The following is a 19,040-nucleotide window of genomic DNA, read 5'->3' on the forward strand; positions in this document are numbered from 1 at the left end:
ATGTTGGCAATAGCTACATCTACCATTCTGATTCCTCCTTGTTATTGATGTTAATTTGCCCTGTAGCACGTTTCCTTTGATGGGCTTTCGTTGATTGAACTAATTGATAGTATTCGCTTGGACTTAACTGGTCTTCTTCAACGAGGGGTTGTAAAACGTCCAGCTTCCCCAGTGTGCGTAATAGTCTTACTAACGAGTCAAATGAACGAATCTCGCCTTTCTCAATTTTCTTAATAGTAGAAAGGGATACATTTGCAGCTATAGATAAACTTTTCTGTGTGATGTCTTGTCTTAGTCTAATAGACTTCAGTTTTTCTCCAATCTTTGTGAGAAGAGCCACATCTGTAAGCATGTAAATATCGTCCATAATAGTTTTGTTTTAAACCTTTACGGTGCAAATATACGTATAAAAGTTTAATTTAGAGCTGTTACTTGGTGATTATTTAATAGACTTTAACTGTAGCTGATAGAAACCATATCATTGAATTGTTACCTCAAACTCATTGAGTTCCGGTCTCAAAGTCGCTGTACATAGATTATTAAGTGAAGTCCCGCTGATTCCAAAGAAAAGTCTCAGTATTATTTGCATGATAAAAAGATTTTACCTATCTTTGCAGCATGCAACGAATTAGTAACTTTGCATCAGGAAACCTAAACCGAATTATATAATGATCAGGCTAAACCTTATGATAGGAAATCAAAGACCAGTCTCTCTGATCTTTGTGTTGTTTTGGACTTGTAGTCAGATAGTTTCTGCACAAGCTAGGATGAGTGATCCCTTGTATGACTTGCTCAGAAATGAGATAACCTATTACTATAAGCATCTGAGTCAGGACTCTGTGCCCGTACAGTTCATGTCGTTTGGCGCACTGGATGAGCAAACCGTCAGTATCGACAGCGACATGGGACACGCTTCGGTGCATGAAACGAATGGCCGCAAGTTCTGCCCGCAGATTTCGTTTGGCACGCTGAATGACGGAAAGGGCCTGAATCGTTATGCTTATAAGGAAGATGAATGGATGGACAGTCAGATGCAGATGGCTGATCTGCCTTATGAAAACGACACGGTAGCTATCAAGTCGGTGATATGGAATGCCTTGAGCCGGATGTATCGTGGGCAAATGGCTGTATGGCAAAAGACGAAAAAGAAATCCGCGCAAACGCCACTCGCTGCAAGGAAATCGGCGAACGTATATTATGAAGAACCGCTTGCCGATGTGTCTTTCGATAAGGAATATTGGAAGCATCTTCTGAATGAAATCACAGCGGCACAAGCACGCAAAATGCCTGAGGCCCGTTGCCTGGCACATATCGAAAGCCTGAACCAACGACGATATGTTATCGATTCAGAGGGTACGGCCGTGGTGAGCAACAGACAGTCGTTCGTCTTGGCTATTCGTGTGTCGGTCAAGGACTTCAGGGGTGTGGAATGTGCATTAGACAAGGAATATTTCGCCTACAAGACTTCAGAGCTGCCTAGTCAGGAAACACTTGCCCGAGATATGGAGGTTTTGGCCCAGCGGACTATTGCACTGAGCAAGGCACCGATGGCAGAGGCCTATAGCGGTCCTGTGATTCTGTCGGGAAATGCCAGCGCAGTCTTTTTCCACGAGGTGTTTGGACACCGGCTGGAACGTAAGGACTCTGAGTTTGCGTCCATGAAGGGGCATCAGGTGTTACCTTCGGATTTCAGCATCACCTGCAACCCTCAGCAACAATATTCCGGTGGAACCCCGCTGACCGGCTATTATCAGTATGATGACGAGGGTTCGATGGGGAAGAAGGTGGAATGTGTGATTGATGGAAAGATGGCGAACATGCTGACATGCCTGTCACAGCAGGCTGCCACCAATGGCCACGGCCGTTCTGCGTTTGGAAGTGAAGCCGCCCCAAGACAGTCAAACCTGATGGTGGAGACTTCTCATCCCTATACGGAAACTGAACTGCGCCAGATGCTTATCACCGATTTGAAGCGACAGAACAAGGACTATGGCTATTATATCAAGTCTGTCAGCAATGGATGGACAACACTCAGGGGTAGTGCGAAGGTAGCTTCTTCTTTCAATGTTTTCCCCATGGAGACCTACAAAGTCTATGCTGACGGAAGGGCCGACGAACTGGTACGTGGCGTGTCGCTTATCGGTACACCGTTATCCGCCTTCAGCAACATCAGGGCAGCAGGTGGAGATGTGGAAGTGTTCAACGGCCGATGCGGCTCCGGGTCTGGATGGATTCCTGTGTCAAGCCGTTCACCGATGATTTATGTATCGCAGATTGAAACCCAGGTCATTGATCATGGCGAGGGAGAGACGGATACGTCTTCCCGTCCAGACTTCCAAACTTGGGCTGAGAATGGATCGCAGGATGCCGACTCCGTCATTTTTAAGGCGATGAAGGATGAGATGGGTAAGGGAATGGCATTAGAAATCAACGGCCAGCACCCGATGTTCCTGGATTATTACGTACGTCGCCAGGCAACGACCAAGATTGTCTCGTCGTTGGGTAGTTGTCTGAAATATGAACCAGAAGGCGTGAGGAACTCCGGACTTGTCCAGGTTATTGCTGGCAACAGAATGCAGACCTCTCGTAGCGGTAATACATTGGGCCGGCCATTCCTCCTGCCAGACGACATTGGCTATTATCATCTGCGAAGTGAGTTAAGTCAGCGTACGGCTGCACAATTCCGTCACGCTACAGACTGGTTGACAAAGAATCAGAACGAAGTCAGGGCAGACAGTCTGCCAGAGTGGCTGGAATTGCCAGGCAGAACCGTCATCGAGCCCTCTGCGCTGGACGGATGGCAGGAAGATGCAGAACAGTTGAAGGCGCTGGCGGATAAGTTGTCGGAAGTCCTGGGTACATATCCAGAGTTTACTTCATCACGTGTAGAAATTGAGCAAAAGTATGCCGACTGCTACCGCACCACATCTGAGGGACTGAAGATGAGAACGCCATCCAAGCAGATCAAGCTTCTCCTGTATGCTGATTTACCGATGGCAAACGGCACAAAACTGAATGTGATTGATGGCTATGCCTCTATTTATGATGTGGTCGATCTGCCTCCGACAGATTCGCTTATTGCTTTCGTGAGGAGAATGGCAGAATTAAATATCGCTCAATGCAGGGCACCACGTTGTGATGACCAGGAATATATGGGACCCGTGCTGTACGAAAACTCTGCCGCAAATGTGTTCCTTCATGAGAATACTTACGATAAGACGCTCTCAACATATATCCACACCCACTTTAATCCGAACAAGAGAGAATATGATAATACCTGTCAGAAGATAGGCAAGAAGGTGGTCAGCAATCAAATTTCCCTGACTCAGTTGAGCGAAGATTCTGTGTTTGATGGGCGCCGACTATTGCGCTACAGACATTATGATGCAGATGGGGTTCGTCCACAGACAGTAGAATTGGTGCGTGACGGTATCTTGCTCAGACAGTTATCGGGACGTATTCCTTCTCCAGGAGCCAGGACTTCTACGGGTAATGAGGCGCTGAGGGAGGTGCAGGTACCATCATGGCCAACCATGTTTGAAAGTGGTGTGATGCGCATTGATTGCAAAAAGACCATGTCCCGCAGCAAGTTGCTGAAGAAACTTTGCGCCATAGCCCGTCAGCAAGGACTGCCTTACGCCTATATCTTGAAAGGCAGGGCTGTCCTGGTGCGTGTCGATACAAAGACTGGAAAAGAAGAACTGATGCAGCAGCGGTGCAACGACCAACCATCCATGCTGGAACTGATGGGCGACGTGATGGCATCGAATGGGATGACTGCAGAGCCGGAGACTTCCGTCATTCATCCTCAAGCCATCCTGCTGCCGATGGCTGACCTTTCGTTTGAAGACCAGAGAACATCTGCTTTGTGTGAACGGTTCCTGGAGTTGAGACATTGATAGAGGCTAATACTTGCATCCGATTAGTTTAACCAATGTTATGTAATTTAAACCTAAAACCGATAGATTCCTGTTGGACAGTAGTGATTAAAAATAGTATTATTATGAAACGATTATTATTATCTTTGTTTATGTGTATTACTGTTTCAGTGGTATTTGCACAGACAGGTTTTAAACAGTTGCAGTTCTATACCCAAATGATGGAAGGATCTGCTTATTGGGAAAGCATGCATCAGTATTTTATGAAGGAGCATCAGTATCGTTATGCTTGTATTACGTGCCCTTCGTCTGAGCCAGAGTCTTGTCTTCTTATCGGTGATTCAACTCTGACTATCGTGACGCTAGACAAGATGATCTATTCGTATTTGCGTGATAAGAAGTTGGAGAAAAAGCCAAAGATTACTCAAAAGACATTGTCTGTAAGTAAACGTTTTGTTATTGATCTTTGTAATCTGATAGACTTGGGATCTTTGACTTCTGATGCTTATGAAACCAGTAGAATGACTGATGGCACCACGACTTATTTCTTATCCTATTCCCAGATATATCATTCTTCAAAGACGCGCGCAAATGGGAGTGCTAATGGGGGCAACGAGGCTTCGCAGTTGATGAGATTATTGAATCAGATTCGCGATGCTGTTATTGGTAAGTGTCCTTTTGTGGAGTCTGACCTTATGACACAAATACATAATCAGCATAAACATCTTTTCACGCTCTTGCCCTCAAACTTTGCAGACCGTGAAATGTACGACTTGTATTTACCCCAAACTCATTGAGTTGTAGATTAGCGATATGGATTTGATAATATATCAGTTCGGGTATAATATTTAATGACTCTAATAAAATTATACCCGAACTGATATAATGTGAGATCACGGAATCTTAAAGTTATGAATTTTGCGATTTGCATAATATGATCTGGATAATATGAGAATGAGGATATGTGCGAGCTCTTGTGGCTTACGCAAAAAAGACTTAATCTTGATTTAATTTTTATATCTGTAAGTTTTTCTAAGGGTAAGGACGATTCGTGTTGGCGAAATAATTGGTATTTTTGCAGGCGATAACCAACAAACCGAAGTGATGGCTCGACTCTATCTTTGTTTGCTTCTGGTGCTCTGCTGCATCGACTCACTGGCTCAACGACGGCTGGTGGTGGTTGATATGGACCTGCTGGTGCCTGTGGCTGGGGCCAATGTGGTGAGCAGGCAGGGTGTGCAGACTACAGACTCGATGGGTGTGGTCTATGTGGCTAAGGACAGTAAGACCATCACTATCTCGCATGTGAACTACGAGAGTCTTATCCTGAACCTGAATAAGGAGGAGGGCGACACCATCTATATGCTGTCGAAACTGCTGAACCTGCAGGAGGTGCTGGTGCTTGGAAAAGGTAAACTGCCTGACTACAGGGAACTGAACAAGGGTTTTCAGTTGGATAAGACAGAGGCGCAGTTGGTAGGGGCGGATCCCAGTAAAGCTGCCAGTTTCGACCTCGGCAAGGTTATCTCGGCCCTGATTCCTAAGAAATGGCGCCCAGGTTATAAGAAGGCGCAGCGGAAGAAACGGCTGAAGGAAATACTGGAAGAGTATTGAAGAAAAATGGCTTTTCCTTTTGCATTTCACTCGCTTTTTTGTAACTTTGCACACAAACTAATCAAAACGGCAAATGAAAACTAACTACGAAATACGTTATGCTGCTCATCCTGAGGATGCCCGCCATTATGACACTGCACGTCTGCGCCGCGATTTCCTCATAGAACACCTGTTTGTTGGGGACGAGGTGAACATGGTGTATTCTATGTACGACCGTATGGTGGTGGGGGGTGCTATGCCTGTGAACGAGGTGTTGCCCCTGGAGGCTATCGACCCGTTGAAGGCACCGTTCTTCACCACCCGTCGTGAGGTGGGTATATATAATATAGGTGGAACGGGTGTCGTGAAAGTTGGTGACGAGAGCTTCGAACTGGGCTATAAGGAGGCTCTCTATATAGGACGAGGTGACCGTGAGGTGACTTTTGCGTCGAAAGATGCGCAGAAGCCTGCCCTCTTTTACTTCAACTCCACAACAGCGCATGCCGCATATCCCTGTAAGAAGGTGACGAAGGCGGATGCTGTGGTGGCTCATATGGGTGCCCTGGAGACGAGCAACGAGCGTAACATCAACAAGATGCTGGTGAACCAGGTGCTGCCCACCTGTCAGTTGCAGATGGGTATGACGGAATTGGCTACTGGTAGCGTGTGGAACACGATGCCGGCACATGTGCACAGTCGTAGGATGGAGGCTTACTTCTATTTCGAGTTGCCCGAGGACCAGGCCGTCTGCCACTTTATGGGTGAACCGCAGGAGACGCGCCATATCTGGATGCATAACCAGCAGGCGGTGCTCTCGCCTGAATGGAGCATCCACTCTGCTGCTGCCACGCATAACTATACCTTTATATGGGGCATGGGAGGCGAGAACCTGGATTATGGCGATCAGGACTTTTTTGACATAAAGGATCTGAAATAAGGTTTTTCTTGCCTGCGGCGCTACGTGAATATCCATAAATGAACACGAATGTTTCATAAATATTTATTATAAGAATTCTTTCCATGCGGAATTTTAAGGGATATAAGGATATCGTTTATGCCATTATAGGCTCAGCAATGGAGGTCCATTCAACTTTACATTGGGGACTTCTTGAGGCTGTTTACAACGAATCATTATGTTTGGAGCTTGCTGATCGAGGTATAAAGTGCGAGTCAGAGAAGTTGCTGTCATGCTTTTATAAGAGTCATAAATTGGAAAAGACTTATAAGATGGATGTAGTGGTTGACGATGTAATCGTGGAACTAAAGTCTGTAAAGACAATCATGCCTGCGCATAGGGCACAGTTGTTTAATTATATGCGTTTAACAAAGCATCCAATTGGAATCCTTATAAATTTTGGAGCTTCCAAGTTGCAGGGAGAACGATATGGGTATATAGAAGAAACCAACGAATGTGTGCTTCTTGACCGAAATATGGATATTTTGAGTGAAAGCGTTGATTGGGACGAAGATGACTACGATGAATAAAAAAATATTTGTGAATAATTCATGTACATTAAAGGTCATTCATGTAGTGTCACAGACATAATAGAATGATATTTATGAAACATTCGTGTTCATTAATGGGCATTTATGTAGCGTCGCAGACAAAATAAAAAGAGATATTAATTGTTTAACATAAAATAATTCAAGTAAAATGGCAAATTTGTTTTCATTAGAGGGTAAGAATGCGTGGATTACTGGCGCATCTTACGGTATCGGTTTCAACATCGCAAAGGCTTTCGTGGCTGCTGGTGCTAAGACCATTATCTTCAACGACATCAACGAGGCTGCCCTGCAGCGTGGTTTGGACAACTACAAGGAGGCTGGCATCGAGAACGTGAAGGGTTATGTGTGTGACGTGACCGACGAGAAAGCTGTGAAGGCTCTCGTTGAGAAGATTCACGCTGAGGTAGGTCAGATTGATATTCTGGTGAACAATGCCGGTATCATCAAGCGTATTCCTATGCACGAGATGAAGCGCGAGGAGTTCCAGCAGGTTATCGATGTGGACCTGGTTGCTCCTTATATCTGTGCAAGTGCTGTGATTCCTGAGATGATGGAGCGTCGCGAGGGTAAGATTATCAATATCTGCTCTATGATGAGTGAACTGGGTCGTGAAACTGTGAGCGCCTACGCTGCTGCTAAGGGTGGCTTGAAGATGCTGACCCGTAATATCTGCTCAGAGTATGGTGAGTACAACATCCAGTGTAACGGCATTGGCCCGGGTTACATCGCAACACCTCAGACAGCACCTCTGCGCGAGCGTCAGCCCGACGGCAGTCGTCATCCGTTTGATTCATTCATCTGCGCTAAGACTCCTGCAGGCCGTTGGCTCGATCCTTCAGAGTTGGGTGGACCTGCAGTCTTCCTGGCCTCTCATGCATCAGATGCAGTGAACGGTCATGTGCTCTATGTGGATGGTGGTATTCTGGCCTACATCGGAAAACAGCCTAAATAAAGGAAAATGCAACGTAAAGAAAATCCGGATTGAAAAAATTCGGATTTTTTTACGTTAAAATCCATTGTTATATTATTCTTTTTTTGTATCTTTGCAAACGATTTCGGTTACCAATTTCGGGAAACTTTTTGGAATCGAAAAATCAAAAAGTTGTCCAAAACGGATAACTTGCTGAAGACCAAGAACCTAAAAAATAATGATTAAATAATATAATAATGGAAATCAAGAACTTTACCATCACGAAGCGAGATGGCTCTAAGGATCGCTTCTCTCTTGACAAGATTATGAACGCTATTACGAAGGCGTTCGAGAGTGTTGAAGAACCTGCTGATTTGGGTGCTATTTCTAAGATTATCAGTCACTTAGATATTCATGATGATATCAAGGTGGAGGATATCCAGAACCAGGTCGAGGAGGCGCTGATGCGTGAGGGTTACTTCAAGGTGGCAAAGTCTTTTATCCTGTACCGTCAGGAGCATACGGAGGATCGTGAGACGCTGGAGAAGATGATGTTCCTCTCTGAATATATGGAGGAGTCGAAGAATGCAGCAACTGGTTCAAAGTATGACGCCAATGCAAACGTGGAGCACAAAAATATTGCAACTTTGATTGGTGAACTGCCTAAGTCAAACTTCATCCGTCTGAACCGTCGTCTGCTGGTTGACCGCATCAAGAAAATGTATGGCAAGCAGTTGGCTGATGAGTATATCGACAAGCTGACACACCACTTTATATATAAGAACGACGAGACATCGCTGGCTAACTACTGTGCCTCTATTACGATGTACCCCTGGCTTATCGGTGGCACACTGGCTATCGGCGGTAACTCTACGGCTCCTACGAACCTGAAGTCTTACTGCGGTGGCTTCGTGAACATGGTGTTTATGGTCAGCTCTATGTTGAGTGGCGCCTGTGCCACGCCTGAGTTCTTGATGTACATGAACTACTTCATTGGCAAGGAGTTTGGTCTGGACTACTGGAAACGTGCCGACGAGGTGGTTGACCTCTCACTGAAGCGTCGTACGCTCGACAAGGTGATTACGGACTACTTTGAGCAGATTGTATATTCGCTGAACCAGCCCACAGGTGCACGCAACTATCAGGCTGTGTTCTGGAACGTGGCTTACTATGATAAGTATTATTTCCAGAGCATCTTCGGTGAGTTCTACTTCCCCGATGGCTCTCAGCCCGACTGGGACGGTCTGTCTTGGCTGCAGAAACGCTTCATGAAGTGGTTCAACAAGGAGCGCACGAAGACCTTGTTGACCTTCCCTGTAGAGACCATGGCGCTGCTGGTTGACGAGAATGGTGAGTGCCGCGATAAGGAGTGGGGCGAGTTTACTGCCGAAATGTATAGCGAGGGTCACTCGTTCTTCACCTATATGAGTGACAATGCTGACTCTCTGAGCTCTTGCTGTCGTCTGCGCAATGAGATTACGGACAATGGCTTCAGCTACACACTGGGTGCCGGTGGCGTTTCTACGGGTTCTAAGTCTGTGCTGACCATCAACCTGAACCGTTGTATCCAGTATGCGGTAAACAATAAGATTGACTATCTGGAGTTCCTGGGTGGCGTTATCGACCTCTGCCACAAGGTGCAGACGGCCTACAACGAGAACCTGAAGGAGTTGCAGAGCCACGGCATGCTGCCTCTGTTTGATGCCGGTTATATCAACATCAATCGCCAGTATCTCACCATCGGTATCAACGGCCTGGTAGAGGCTGCCGAGTTCATGGGTCTGAAGATTACGCCAAACGATGAGTATCAGAAGTTTGTTCAGGGTATCCTGGGGCTGATTGAGAAGTATAACAAGCAGTATCGCACCAAGGAACTGATGTTCAACTGTGAGATGATTCCTGCAGAAAACGTAGGTGTGAAGCATGCTAAGTGGGACCGTGAGGATGGTTATTTCGTGCCACGCGACTGCTACAACTCTTACTTCTACGTGGTAGAGGACGACTCACTGAGCGTTATCGATAAGTTCAAGTTGCACGGTGCTCCTTATATCGAGCACCTCACAGGTGGTTCTGCCCTGCATATGAACCTGGATGAGCACCTGTCGAAGGAGCAGTATCTGAAGCTGCTGAAGGTGGCTGCTAAGGAGGGATGTAACTACTTCACATTCAATATCCCCAACACCGTATGTAACGAGTGTGGATATATCGACAAGCGCTACCTGCACGAGTGTCCGAAGTGTCACTCTAAGAACGTGGACTACATGACGCGTATCATTGGCTATCTGAAGCGTGTGAGCAATTTCTCACAGGCTCGCCAGGAAGAGGCTTCACGTCGTTTCTACGCACATGCGGAGTAATATTTAATGCTTATCATTAAAAATGCTGAAGTACGTAAATACTGGAGTTGTTTTTCAGGAGATACCCGACGAGGTGACGCTGGCTATCAATATCAGCAACTGTCCCTGTCGGTGTCCGGGCTGTCACAGCCATTATCTTTGGGACGATATAGGTATTCCCCTTACTACCGAGGCGCTCGATGATTTTGTTGAGCGCTTCGGTACGGATATCACCTGCTTCGCCTTCATGGGAGGTGATGCGGATCCGAAGGGAGTCAACCGCTTGGCGCAGTATATTCACGAGACGTATTCTGAATATAAGGTGGCGTGGTATAGTGGTCGCCTGCGTGTGGCGCCCGAGGTGAGGAAGACCGATTTCGACTATATCAAGATAGGTCCTTATATCCGTCACCTAGGACCGCTGAAGAGTCCTACCACCAATCAGCGTCTCTATCGGAAGACGGAGAGCGGAGATTTTGAGGATATCACCCACCGCTTTTGGCGCAAGGTGGCGCTATAGGAAGGTGGTTATACAAGACATAAAAAAAGATGCACAAGAGAGAATCCTGTGCATCTTTTTTCTTGGTACCCCGACCGAGAATCGAACTCGGAACTAAGCTTTAGGAGAGCCTTGTTATATCCATTTAACTATCAGGGCCCATTGGTTTTTGCGCGGCAAAGGTACTACTTTTTAGTGAAGAGTGAAAAGTGAAGAGTGAAAAATTTGCTACCGCTATACATTTATTAACAAAATTGTATGTGCGGCAGCAAATTTTTCACTCTTCACTATTACCTTTTACCTTAGAAGGTCAGTGTGTTGAGATTACCCTTGCTGTCCTTCTTTTTCTTGCTGCCAAAGGCAATGTTCATACCCATATTGAAGCTGACATTGCTGTTGAGGGGAACCATGTTGGCACCGGTCTTGCCGATGATATGGTCCATACCAAGGAAGAAGTTGAAGCCAGAAGGATGCACGTTGAGTACCCAACCCATGGTGGTGCAGAAAGAGGTCATGCCTAAGTTGATACCACCATTGAGCCAGTTCAGAGGAGCTACGTTGGCACTGAGGCGCCAGTCATTCCAGTTATAGATACCATCGAAGTGGTGGGTGTACAGGGCACCAGCACTCAGCTTGTCGTAGAAAGGCATGGGGTATTCCAGACCTACGCGTACGGTAGATGCCAGGCCAGTGGTCTTGCCACCCTTGTCGGGCTTTTCTTCCAAGTTGGCAAAGTCGGCCAGGTCGTCGCTGATATCATCGCCACCATTATCAAACTTACCATCCTTATACTTCATTTGGAAACCTTCGAATACGAATGGGTTGCCAGATGACTCTGCCACCATGGTGTTGCTCCAGCTGATGAAGCCAAGGTCGGTCAGCGCAAGGCTCACCTTCAGACCGTCGAGCCAGTCAACAGAACAATCCTTGAACTCGTAGATACCACCAAGGTCAAAACCGAGACCCCATCCGCCGACGCCGGCACCGTCGGTATCAAGACCTGTTACTTCATCATAGTACTTGCCTGGAACGGACTTGTACTCCTTGTGCTTGGTCTTGAACTTACCGCCTTTCATATTGATCTCGCCCTTGGCCTTACCTTCAAGAATCCACTGGTTGTTGTCGTTGAGCTGGGCATGCATGCCTTCCATAGACAGGTCGGCATAGGCTGCACCAAGCAGGATCTTTACCTTGGCACCAACGCGAAGGTTGTCGAAGATCTGACGAGAGTGGCCTAATCCTAATTCGGCATAACCCCAGGCGCGGGCACCCATATCGTCGAAGTAGTAGTCCTTATTGCTCATGCTCTTGGCGAAATCGAAGAAAGAGTAGGGCATTGACATAGCGAAGTGGTTGCGCTCCTTGAGTTCAACGGTATTGTAACCGCCCATACCCTTGAAGCCTACTGATACAATGGGGATGTCCATGTCGAAAATCAGGTTGTTACCGTCCTTGTCGAATCCCTTCATGGCTTCATCGTAGGAGATGTCAGGATGCAGGAATGTGGTGGTCTTCTTGGCACCGGGCTTCTTGCCGTAGTCGGGGTTCTTGAAGAGCACGTCGCCTACGCCAAAAGAGCCTTGCAACTTGAAGTTGAAGTTACCCAGGACAGGGATAGCTACATAGCCCTGGTCATTGCCATAGGCAGGGTTCATATCGTGACGATACTTGAAGTCGTCTGTGAAGTAGGCCGAAGTCAAGTCTTGCGCCATCATAGTGCCAGCCGTTGCAGTCAGTACTGCGGCCATGATATATCTTTTGAATGATGTTTTCATATCCTATATAATATATGGTGAATAAATTCTTTTCGCTTTCACTAATATGTCAAGACTTATTTCTTGTCGTCTTTCTTCTTGTCAGCATCGATAGAGATCTCACTGTTGACGCTGATCTTCAAGTCGTTGATATTGATGTAGTGGTTGTCCTTGTTGAGCGTGGTAGCATCCTTGGAGACAGCCGTAGCCTTGAACTTGATGCCGTCGAACTTCACATCCTTCAGGTTGACATTAGCGTCCTTTGTCAATGTGATCTTCAGGTCGCTTGGTGTCTTGTCGGTCAGGTTAGACTTGATGGTATTGGCAGAAACCAGCTTGATACCTTTCAGGGTATTGCCGTTGACGTCAATAGCTGTGGGGGCAAGGGTCAACTCCAGCGGACTGTTGTTGGTTACCTTACCGGTAATAACCAGTTCTGCTTCTCCACGCAGGTCAATATCGTTCTCGTCAATGTCCTCGTAGAAACCATCTGTCTTGTCATCATAAACAATTGTAGAACCTGCTTCCAGAGACAACGGAGCCTTGAAGCTATAGCTGGTAGAGATGGTGTAAGGAGTTCCCAGTTTGATGGTGCCGGCCTTGGTCTTGTCTACACGGGCATTAGCCTTAAACGTCACCTTCTCAGGAATCTTTGTCATTAGGTCTGACAGGTTTTCTACGACGTACACCTTCGTATAGTCTTGATAAGGCTCATTCTTGGGCTGACGGCAAATCAGAATCTTGGAGTTCTTCTTGCGTGGGATCTCGATATTGCTAATCTTAACCTCGCTGGTGGTTCCGTTGTTGAAAGTAGAGGTGAGCGTACCGTCGACAATAGCATCGAGGTCCACGTCGCTATTGATGTTCAGTGTAATCTGTGGGTCGGTAAGTGTGATGTTGACCTGTGGATCGTCCAGGAAGTCAGGCACATCCTTACTGTTAATCTTAATGTCGCCAATATCGTCTAAGTCGATTTTGGGGTCGAACTTACCCGTGGCGCTGGTAATCTTCACGGTAGTAATAGATGTGATACCGTTGATCTGCATCTTGGTAATGTCGCTTGAGCTGTTCTTCTTTACCAGGTCTGGGTATGTCACGTCTACCTTGACATCACCAAGCATCGTGATGTTTCCATTTTGGATGACAAGCTTGTTGGCTGCGTCAATCTCCTGGAATTTCAGACTCTTAAGCTTTACCTTGGAGTAGATGGTCGAGTTTGTGGCAACTTCGCCAAATTTCAGTTTGTTGCCAACCAATGTACCTTGGGTAGGTTCCTCTAGTGTCATATAAGCAGGGAACTCAATGTCGAACGAGGTAAACTTGTCAATGAATCCCTGAAGATGGGTATTGAAGTTAACGATAATAGTTGCTTCTCCCTCAACCTCCGCAGTTGTCAGGTCTAAAACGTCGTCGGGCTTGGCTGCACTATAGTTAAACGTCTTAAGTTCCTTAGAGATGCTGCCGGCTGTGCCAGTCAATGTTGTTCCTACAGGTAAGAGGTCAAAACCGGCAGGTTTCTCAGAAGGACCGATAAAAGGATCCTCGTCCTTAGATGTCTTCTCTGACACATTGATGATGTCAACCTGTGGATGGGCGGGATCAGCGGCATCGCCCTGCTTGAAGAACTCATAGTCGCCATTGGCTGTGGTGCTGATACAATCGTCATCCTTCAAGTCAAGCACGTCACCAAGGGTAATCTTTTCTGCCTGGCCAAGGGGAACGGTGAAATTGTTGAGCTTCACACCGATAGTGGTGTCTACTTCGCCTACGTCAATGCTGTCGTCGGTAGAACATCCTGCCAACGTCAAGCCGCCTGCTAAGAAGCAGCATGATAGCATCTTAATCTGCATCTTTTTTAGTTCCATATTCTTAAGTTTTTAATTATTTGTGAAATCAGGATAGTTGATTCTTTGGATTATTTTGCAAATTTAAATAATTTTAATGAAAGTACCAAATATTACGCGGATTATTTTTCTTTTTGACGTAAAAAATGTTTGATTTTAGATGTAAATTGTCTTTTTTTCTATGAAAAAGGATAAAAAATATGACGCATTTATTAAAAATAAGGATTCCATTGACAAGGGTGAGAGATTTTTTTTGTACCTTTGTGCCCATTATAAAATAGGAGAAAGCAAAATGGAATCAAAATTGGTAATCTACAATACGCTGACGCGTCAGAAGGAACGTTTCGAACCACTTCATGCTCCCAATGTGGGTATGTATGTCTGTGGTCCTACTGTTTATGGTGATCCCCATCTGGGACATGCCCGTCCTGCTATCACATTTGACCTGGTGTTCCGTTATCTGAAGCACCTGGGATACAAGGTGAGATATGTGAGAAATATCACCGATGTAGGTCACTTGGAGCACGATGCTGACGAGGGCGAGGACAAGATTGCCAAGAAGGCTCGTCTGGAACAGTTGGAGCCTATGGAGATTGCCCAGTACTACACCAACCGCTATCATCAGTATATGGATGCGCTGAATGTGCTGCGTCCCTCTATTGAACCTCATGCTACTGGTCATATCATTGAGCAGCAGGAGTTGGTACAGCAGATCCTGGATAATGGATTTGCCTACGAGAGCAATGGCTCCATCTATTTCGATATTGAGGCTTATAACAAGAAGTTCAAGTATGGCATCCTCTCTGGTCGCTCACTGGAGAATATCAAGGACGAGAGTCGTGAGCTGGCTGGCGTAGGCGAGAAGCGCAACCAGGCTGACTTTGCCCTGTGGAAGAAAGCACAGCCCGAGCATATCATGCGCTGGCCTTCACCTTGGAGCGATGGTTTCCCCGGCTGGCACTGTGAGTGCACGGCTATGGGCAGGAAGTATCTGGGCGAGGAGTTTGATATCCACGGTGGTGGCATGGATCTGATCTTCCCTCATCACGAGTGTGAGATTGCCCAGGCACAGGCCTCTATGGGACATCCCGCTGTGAAATACTGGATGCACAACAATATGCTGACGATTAATGGCCAGAAGATGGGTAAGTCGTACAACAACTTCATTACCTTGGAGCAGTTCTTCACTGGTAATCATCCGTTGTTGGAAAAAGCCTACTCGCCCATGACCATCCGTTTCTTCGTGCTCTCTGCCCATTATCGTGGCACGGTGGACTTCTCAAACGAGGCTCTTGTTGCTGCCGAGAAGGGATTGGAGAAACTGATGAATGCTATCAGCGACCTGGAGCGCGTACAGGTGAGCGACAAGTGTGATGCCGAGACGGAGAAGGTTGTCAAGGCTTTGCGCCAGAAGTGCTATGATGCGATGAATGACGACCTTGCCACACCTCAGGTAATCAGTAACCTGTTTGAGGCTTGCACCGTTATCAATAAACTGATTGACCACAAGGCTACCATCTGTGCTGACTGCCTGAAGGAACTCAAGGAGACGATGCATCTCTTTACTGAGGATATCCTGGGCTTGAAGGCTGAGAAGAGTGGCTCAAATGATAGTCGTGAGGAGGCCTTCGGAAAGGTGGTTGACATGGTGCTCGACCTGCGTGCCAAGGCTAAGGCCAATAAAGACTGGGCCACTTCCGACCAGATTCGTGACGCCCTTGCTGCTGCCGGCTTTGAGGTAAAGGATACCAAGGACGGTGCCACCTGGCGACTGAATAAGTAGGAGAAAAGAAAGGAGGAATATCTTATGAGACGTGTTGCATTTGTTCTGGTTACTGTTATAACCAGTGTTGCTGCTTATGCACAACTGGAAGTCAAGGAACTGAAACTGAGTAACGGCATGACCGTTTGGCTGAATGAGGATCACTCTCAGCCAAAGGTCTTTGGTGCCGTTGTGGTGAAGGCGGGTGCCAAGGATTGTCCCAACACGGGTATTGCCCATTATTTCGAACATATCATGTTCAAGGGCACCGACCGTATCGGCACCACCGACTATGCTGCAGAGAAGCCTTGGCTTGACAGTATCTCCGCGCAATACGATCTTCTCAGTCAGACGAAGGATGAGGCTATTCGTACACGTATTCAGAAACATATTAATGAACTGAGTATCAAGGCGGCCGACTATATCATTCCGAATGAGTACAGCCGTTTGATTTCAAAATATGGTGGCAGTTCGCTGAATGCTGGTACTGGTCAGGACCTGACCTATTATCATAACTCGTTCCTGCCTCAGTTCATGGAACAGTGGTGCTGGCTTAACTCAGAACGTCTCATGACACCCGTATTCCGTGGTTTTCAGGGTGAACTGGAGAATGTGTATGAAGAGAAAAACCGTGCCGCCGATGACATGGGCGATGTGCAGGATAAGATTTTCAAGGCTGTGTTTAAGACACAACCCTATGCGTATCCGGTCCTGGGCTCTACGGAGAACCTGAAGAATCCACGCCTGTCGGATATGGCGGCATTCTTCAAAAAATATTATGTGGCTTCGAATATGTGTCTGATTCTTTGTGGTGATGTCAGACCTGACGCAGCGTTGGTGACGTTACTGGAAAAGACCTTCGGACGCGTACAGACAGGTCCTGTGCCAGAGCGTCGTAAGAGTCCGATGTCTGCGATTGAGGCGGGCGACCGTCAGCAGATAAAACTGCCCATTCCGCTTATCGGTGCTGAGGCTTTGGTGTTTAAGGCTCCCACGGAATATGAGGCTGATGCCAACGCCTTGGATTTGGCTAATATGCTGTTATATAATGGCAAGGCAGGACTTCTTGATTCCTTGACCAATGAGCATAAGGTGCTGGTGTCTGCGGCAATGACCGCAGGACTGGATGATGCGGCTGGTTCGGCTATTATCGTCATTCCCAATCTCTTTGGCAAGATGAAGAAGGCTGAGGGACGTGTGTTGGAACAGGTTCAGCAGGTGATGGACGGTAACTTCAGTGAAGAGCAGGTGGAAATCCTGAAACAGCAGATGCTGATGGATGCACAGCGGGAGCTGGAGACCATCAGCAGCAGGTCTCAGCGCATGGTGATGACTTTCTCAAAGGGACGCTCCTGGCAGGATGTGCTGGATAAGATAGAGGGCATACGCCGACTGACGAAGGCTGATGTGGTGGCTGCGGCAAGGAAATACTATGGTGGCAACTATATCACATTGTCCAAGAAATACGGTACGCCCCAAAAGGAGACTCTGAAACAGCCAGGCTATAAGCCGGTCAGTCCGAAGAACCTGGATGCGAAGTCGGCTTTCGCCCTGCAGTTGGAACAGATACCTGTCAAGGATATGGCTGTGCGCACGGTTGATTTCGGACAGGATATCGAGATAAAGCCACTCAATAATCATGTGACGCTATATTACAAGGATAACCCCGTCAATGATGTGTTCACATTCACTTTACGTTATAAGGATGGTGAACTCCATACCCCAGCGCTTAGCGTGTTGGGCTCCTGTCTGTCACAGTTGGGCACAGATTCCTTGAACAGACAGCAGCTGGGTCAGGCCTGGCAGCGTATCGGTGCCACGATGGAGGTGGTGCCTGGCGATGTGGCCTTCAGTATCAACCTTACTGGTCCTGATAAGCAACTGGTGCCTGCCCTGCGGTTATTGGCTCATTTCCTGCGTTCGGCAAAGGGAGATCAAAAGGCCCTCAAAGATGCGAAGGATGAGGATAGGATAGACCGTAAGAGTTTTGGTAAACAGAAAGACGACGTGTTGCGACCAGCAATACATCGTATCGCTTACGGAGAAAGGTCGTCTTACCTCAAGCAGTTGAGCAGGAAAGAGGTGAAGGCTCTGAAGAACGATGACCTGATGGCCCTTTTCCGTGAGTTGCAGCAGTATGACTGTGAGCTCTTTTACTGCGGACGCCAGCCTATTGAGTATGTTGCTGCTCAGGCACAACAGGCGCTTCCCTTGAGTCAGTGCACGAAACCCCAGACTGACACCTTCCGTCCTTTCCTGCAGTATGACGAGCCTGTGGTCTATTTCTATCATGTCCCAAAGTCGCGCCAGAACTATATTGTCAGCTATGATGCCATCGGGGCGTTGCCTACACAGGAAGAACGCGTGAAGTTCAAGCTGTGGGATGAGTATTTCGGAGGTGGCATGTCGTCTGTGCTTTTCCAGAATGTGCGTGAGTTCCGCTCGTTGGCTTATGCTACAGGAGGAAGTGCTTTTACTACAAGTCTTGCGCAGCATTCCGATGCGTCTCAAGGTTATGTCACTGTTACTGGCACGCAGGCCGACAAGACGCTGGAGGCTCTCTCTACCGTTGACTCCCTGCTGCGTCAGTTGCCCATGAAGGAGAACAATCTTGAGGCGGCGCGTCAGAGTGTGCTGAATGATATCCAGAATAACTATCCCACCTTCCGTACATTGGGCAAATATGTGGCCAACCAACTAAGGGATGGGTATGTGTCGGATCCCAATACCGGTATTGCCCGTGGGATTCCTTCTGTCACGTCACAGGATATCATGCAGTTCCATCAAAAGCATGTCACTTCAAATAAGAACCGGATATGGATTGTTATCGGTGACAGGAAACTTACTGATATGAAGGCTCTTGCCCGATATGGCAAAGTGGTGGAACTGAGGAAAGAGGATGTGTATCGGTAAGGATTATTCTAGGTTAAGAAATGACTTGCCATACAAAGAAAGATA

The 19,040-nt window shown here is 47.1% G+C and carries 13 protein-coding genes and 1 tRNA gene; 10 read left to right on the forward strand and 4 right to left on the reverse strand.

What is annotated here, in order from left to right; genetic code table 11:
- Positions 1-19 precede the first annotated feature (19 nt).
- Entirely contained in the window at positions 20-367 is a 348-nt protein-coding gene (locus L6466_RS01210; protein WP_237802310.1) for a helix-turn-helix domain-containing protein, read from the reverse strand.
- Between the two features lie 400 nt (positions 368-767).
- Between L6466_RS01210 and L6466_RS01215 the strand changes: the two genes are divergently transcribed.
- From L6466_RS01215 to nrdG, 8 genes are all read left to right on the forward strand, one after another.
- Positions 768-3,899: a metallopeptidase TldD-related protein gene (locus tag L6466_RS01215; protein ID WP_237802309.1), complete on the forward strand. Its 3,132-nt coding sequence runs from the start codon at positions 768-770 to the stop codon at positions 3,897-3,899.
- A gap of 104 nt (positions 3,900-4,003) precedes the next feature.
- Positions 4,004-4,675 carry a hypothetical protein gene (locus tag L6466_RS01220; protein WP_237802308.1) on the forward strand — a complete coding sequence of 224 codons (672 nt, stop codon included), beginning with the start codon at positions 4,004-4,006 and terminating at the stop codon, positions 4,673-4,675.
- A gap of 307 nt (positions 4,676-4,982) precedes the next feature.
- Positions 4,983-5,492 (forward strand): peptidase associated/transthyretin-like domain-containing protein, encoded by a 510-nt coding sequence (locus tag L6466_RS01225; RefSeq protein WP_091854765.1) that lies wholly within the window; start codon positions 4,983-4,985, stop codon positions 5,490-5,492.
- Between the two features lie 73 nt (positions 5,493-5,565).
- On the forward strand, positions 5,566-6,408 hold the full coding sequence (kduI, locus tag L6466_RS01230) for a 5-dehydro-4-deoxy-D-glucuronate isomerase (RefSeq protein WP_237793604.1): 843 nt from the start codon (positions 5,566-5,568) through the stop codon (positions 6,406-6,408).
- An 83-nt stretch (positions 6,409-6,491) separates the two neighbouring features.
- Positions 6,492-6,956, forward strand: a complete 465-nt coding sequence (locus L6466_RS01235; protein WP_237802307.1) for a GxxExxY protein — start codon at positions 6,492-6,494, stop codon at positions 6,954-6,956.
- 169 nt (positions 6,957-7,125) lie between these two features.
- Positions 7,126-7,929, forward strand: a complete 804-nt coding sequence (locus tag L6466_RS01240; protein WP_237802306.1) for a gluconate 5-dehydrogenase — start codon at positions 7,126-7,128, stop codon at positions 7,927-7,929.
- A 215-nt stretch (positions 7,930-8,144) separates the two neighbouring features.
- Complete coding sequence (gene nrdD / locus L6466_RS01245; protein ID WP_237793603.1) at positions 8,145-10,244, forward strand: anaerobic ribonucleoside-triphosphate reductase; 2,100 nt, start codon at positions 8,145-8,147, stop codon at positions 10,242-10,244.
- Positions 10,245-10,266: 22 nt separating this feature from the next.
- Positions 10,267-10,743 (forward strand): anaerobic ribonucleoside-triphosphate reductase activating protein, encoded by a 477-nt coding sequence (gene nrdG / locus L6466_RS01250; protein ID WP_237793602.1) that lies wholly within the window; start codon positions 10,267-10,269, stop codon positions 10,741-10,743.
- A gap of 63 nt (positions 10,744-10,806) precedes the next feature.
- On the opposite strand, the gene L6466_RS01255 is transcribed toward nrdG, so the two are convergent.
- From L6466_RS01255 to L6466_RS01265, 3 genes are all read right to left on the reverse strand, one after another.
- Positions 10,807-10,881: transfer RNA gene (locus L6466_RS01255), tRNA-Arg, on the reverse strand.
- Between the two features lie 143 nt (positions 10,882-11,024).
- Positions 11,025-12,497, reverse strand: coding sequence for a DUF5723 family protein (locus L6466_RS01260; protein ID WP_237802305.1), 1,473 nt, complete (start codon positions 12,495-12,497; stop codon positions 11,025-11,027).
- A 56-nt stretch (positions 12,498-12,553) separates the two neighbouring features.
- Complete coding sequence (locus L6466_RS01265; protein ID WP_237802304.1) at positions 12,554-14,341, reverse strand: hypothetical protein; 1,788 nt, start codon at positions 14,339-14,341, stop codon at positions 12,554-12,556.
- A 271-nt stretch (positions 14,342-14,612) separates the two neighbouring features.
- Between L6466_RS01265 and cysS the strand changes: the two genes are divergently transcribed.
- Together cysS and L6466_RS01275 are read left to right on the forward strand one after the other, a co-directional pair.
- Positions 14,613-16,103 (forward strand): cysteine--tRNA ligase, encoded by a 1,491-nt coding sequence (gene cysS / locus L6466_RS01270; protein ID WP_091813664.1) that lies wholly within the window; start codon positions 14,613-14,615, stop codon positions 16,101-16,103.
- A gap of 24 nt (positions 16,104-16,127) precedes the next feature.
- Positions 16,128-18,995: a M16 family metallopeptidase gene (locus L6466_RS01275; RefSeq protein ID WP_237802303.1), complete on the forward strand. Its 2,868-nt coding sequence runs from the start codon at positions 16,128-16,130 to the stop codon at positions 18,993-18,995.
- Positions 18,996-19,040 lie beyond the last annotated feature (45 nt).

This window comes from Prevotella communis (genome assembly GCF_022024175.1).
GTDB lineage: Bacteria > Bacteroidota > Bacteroidia > Bacteroidales > Bacteroidaceae > Prevotella > Prevotella communis.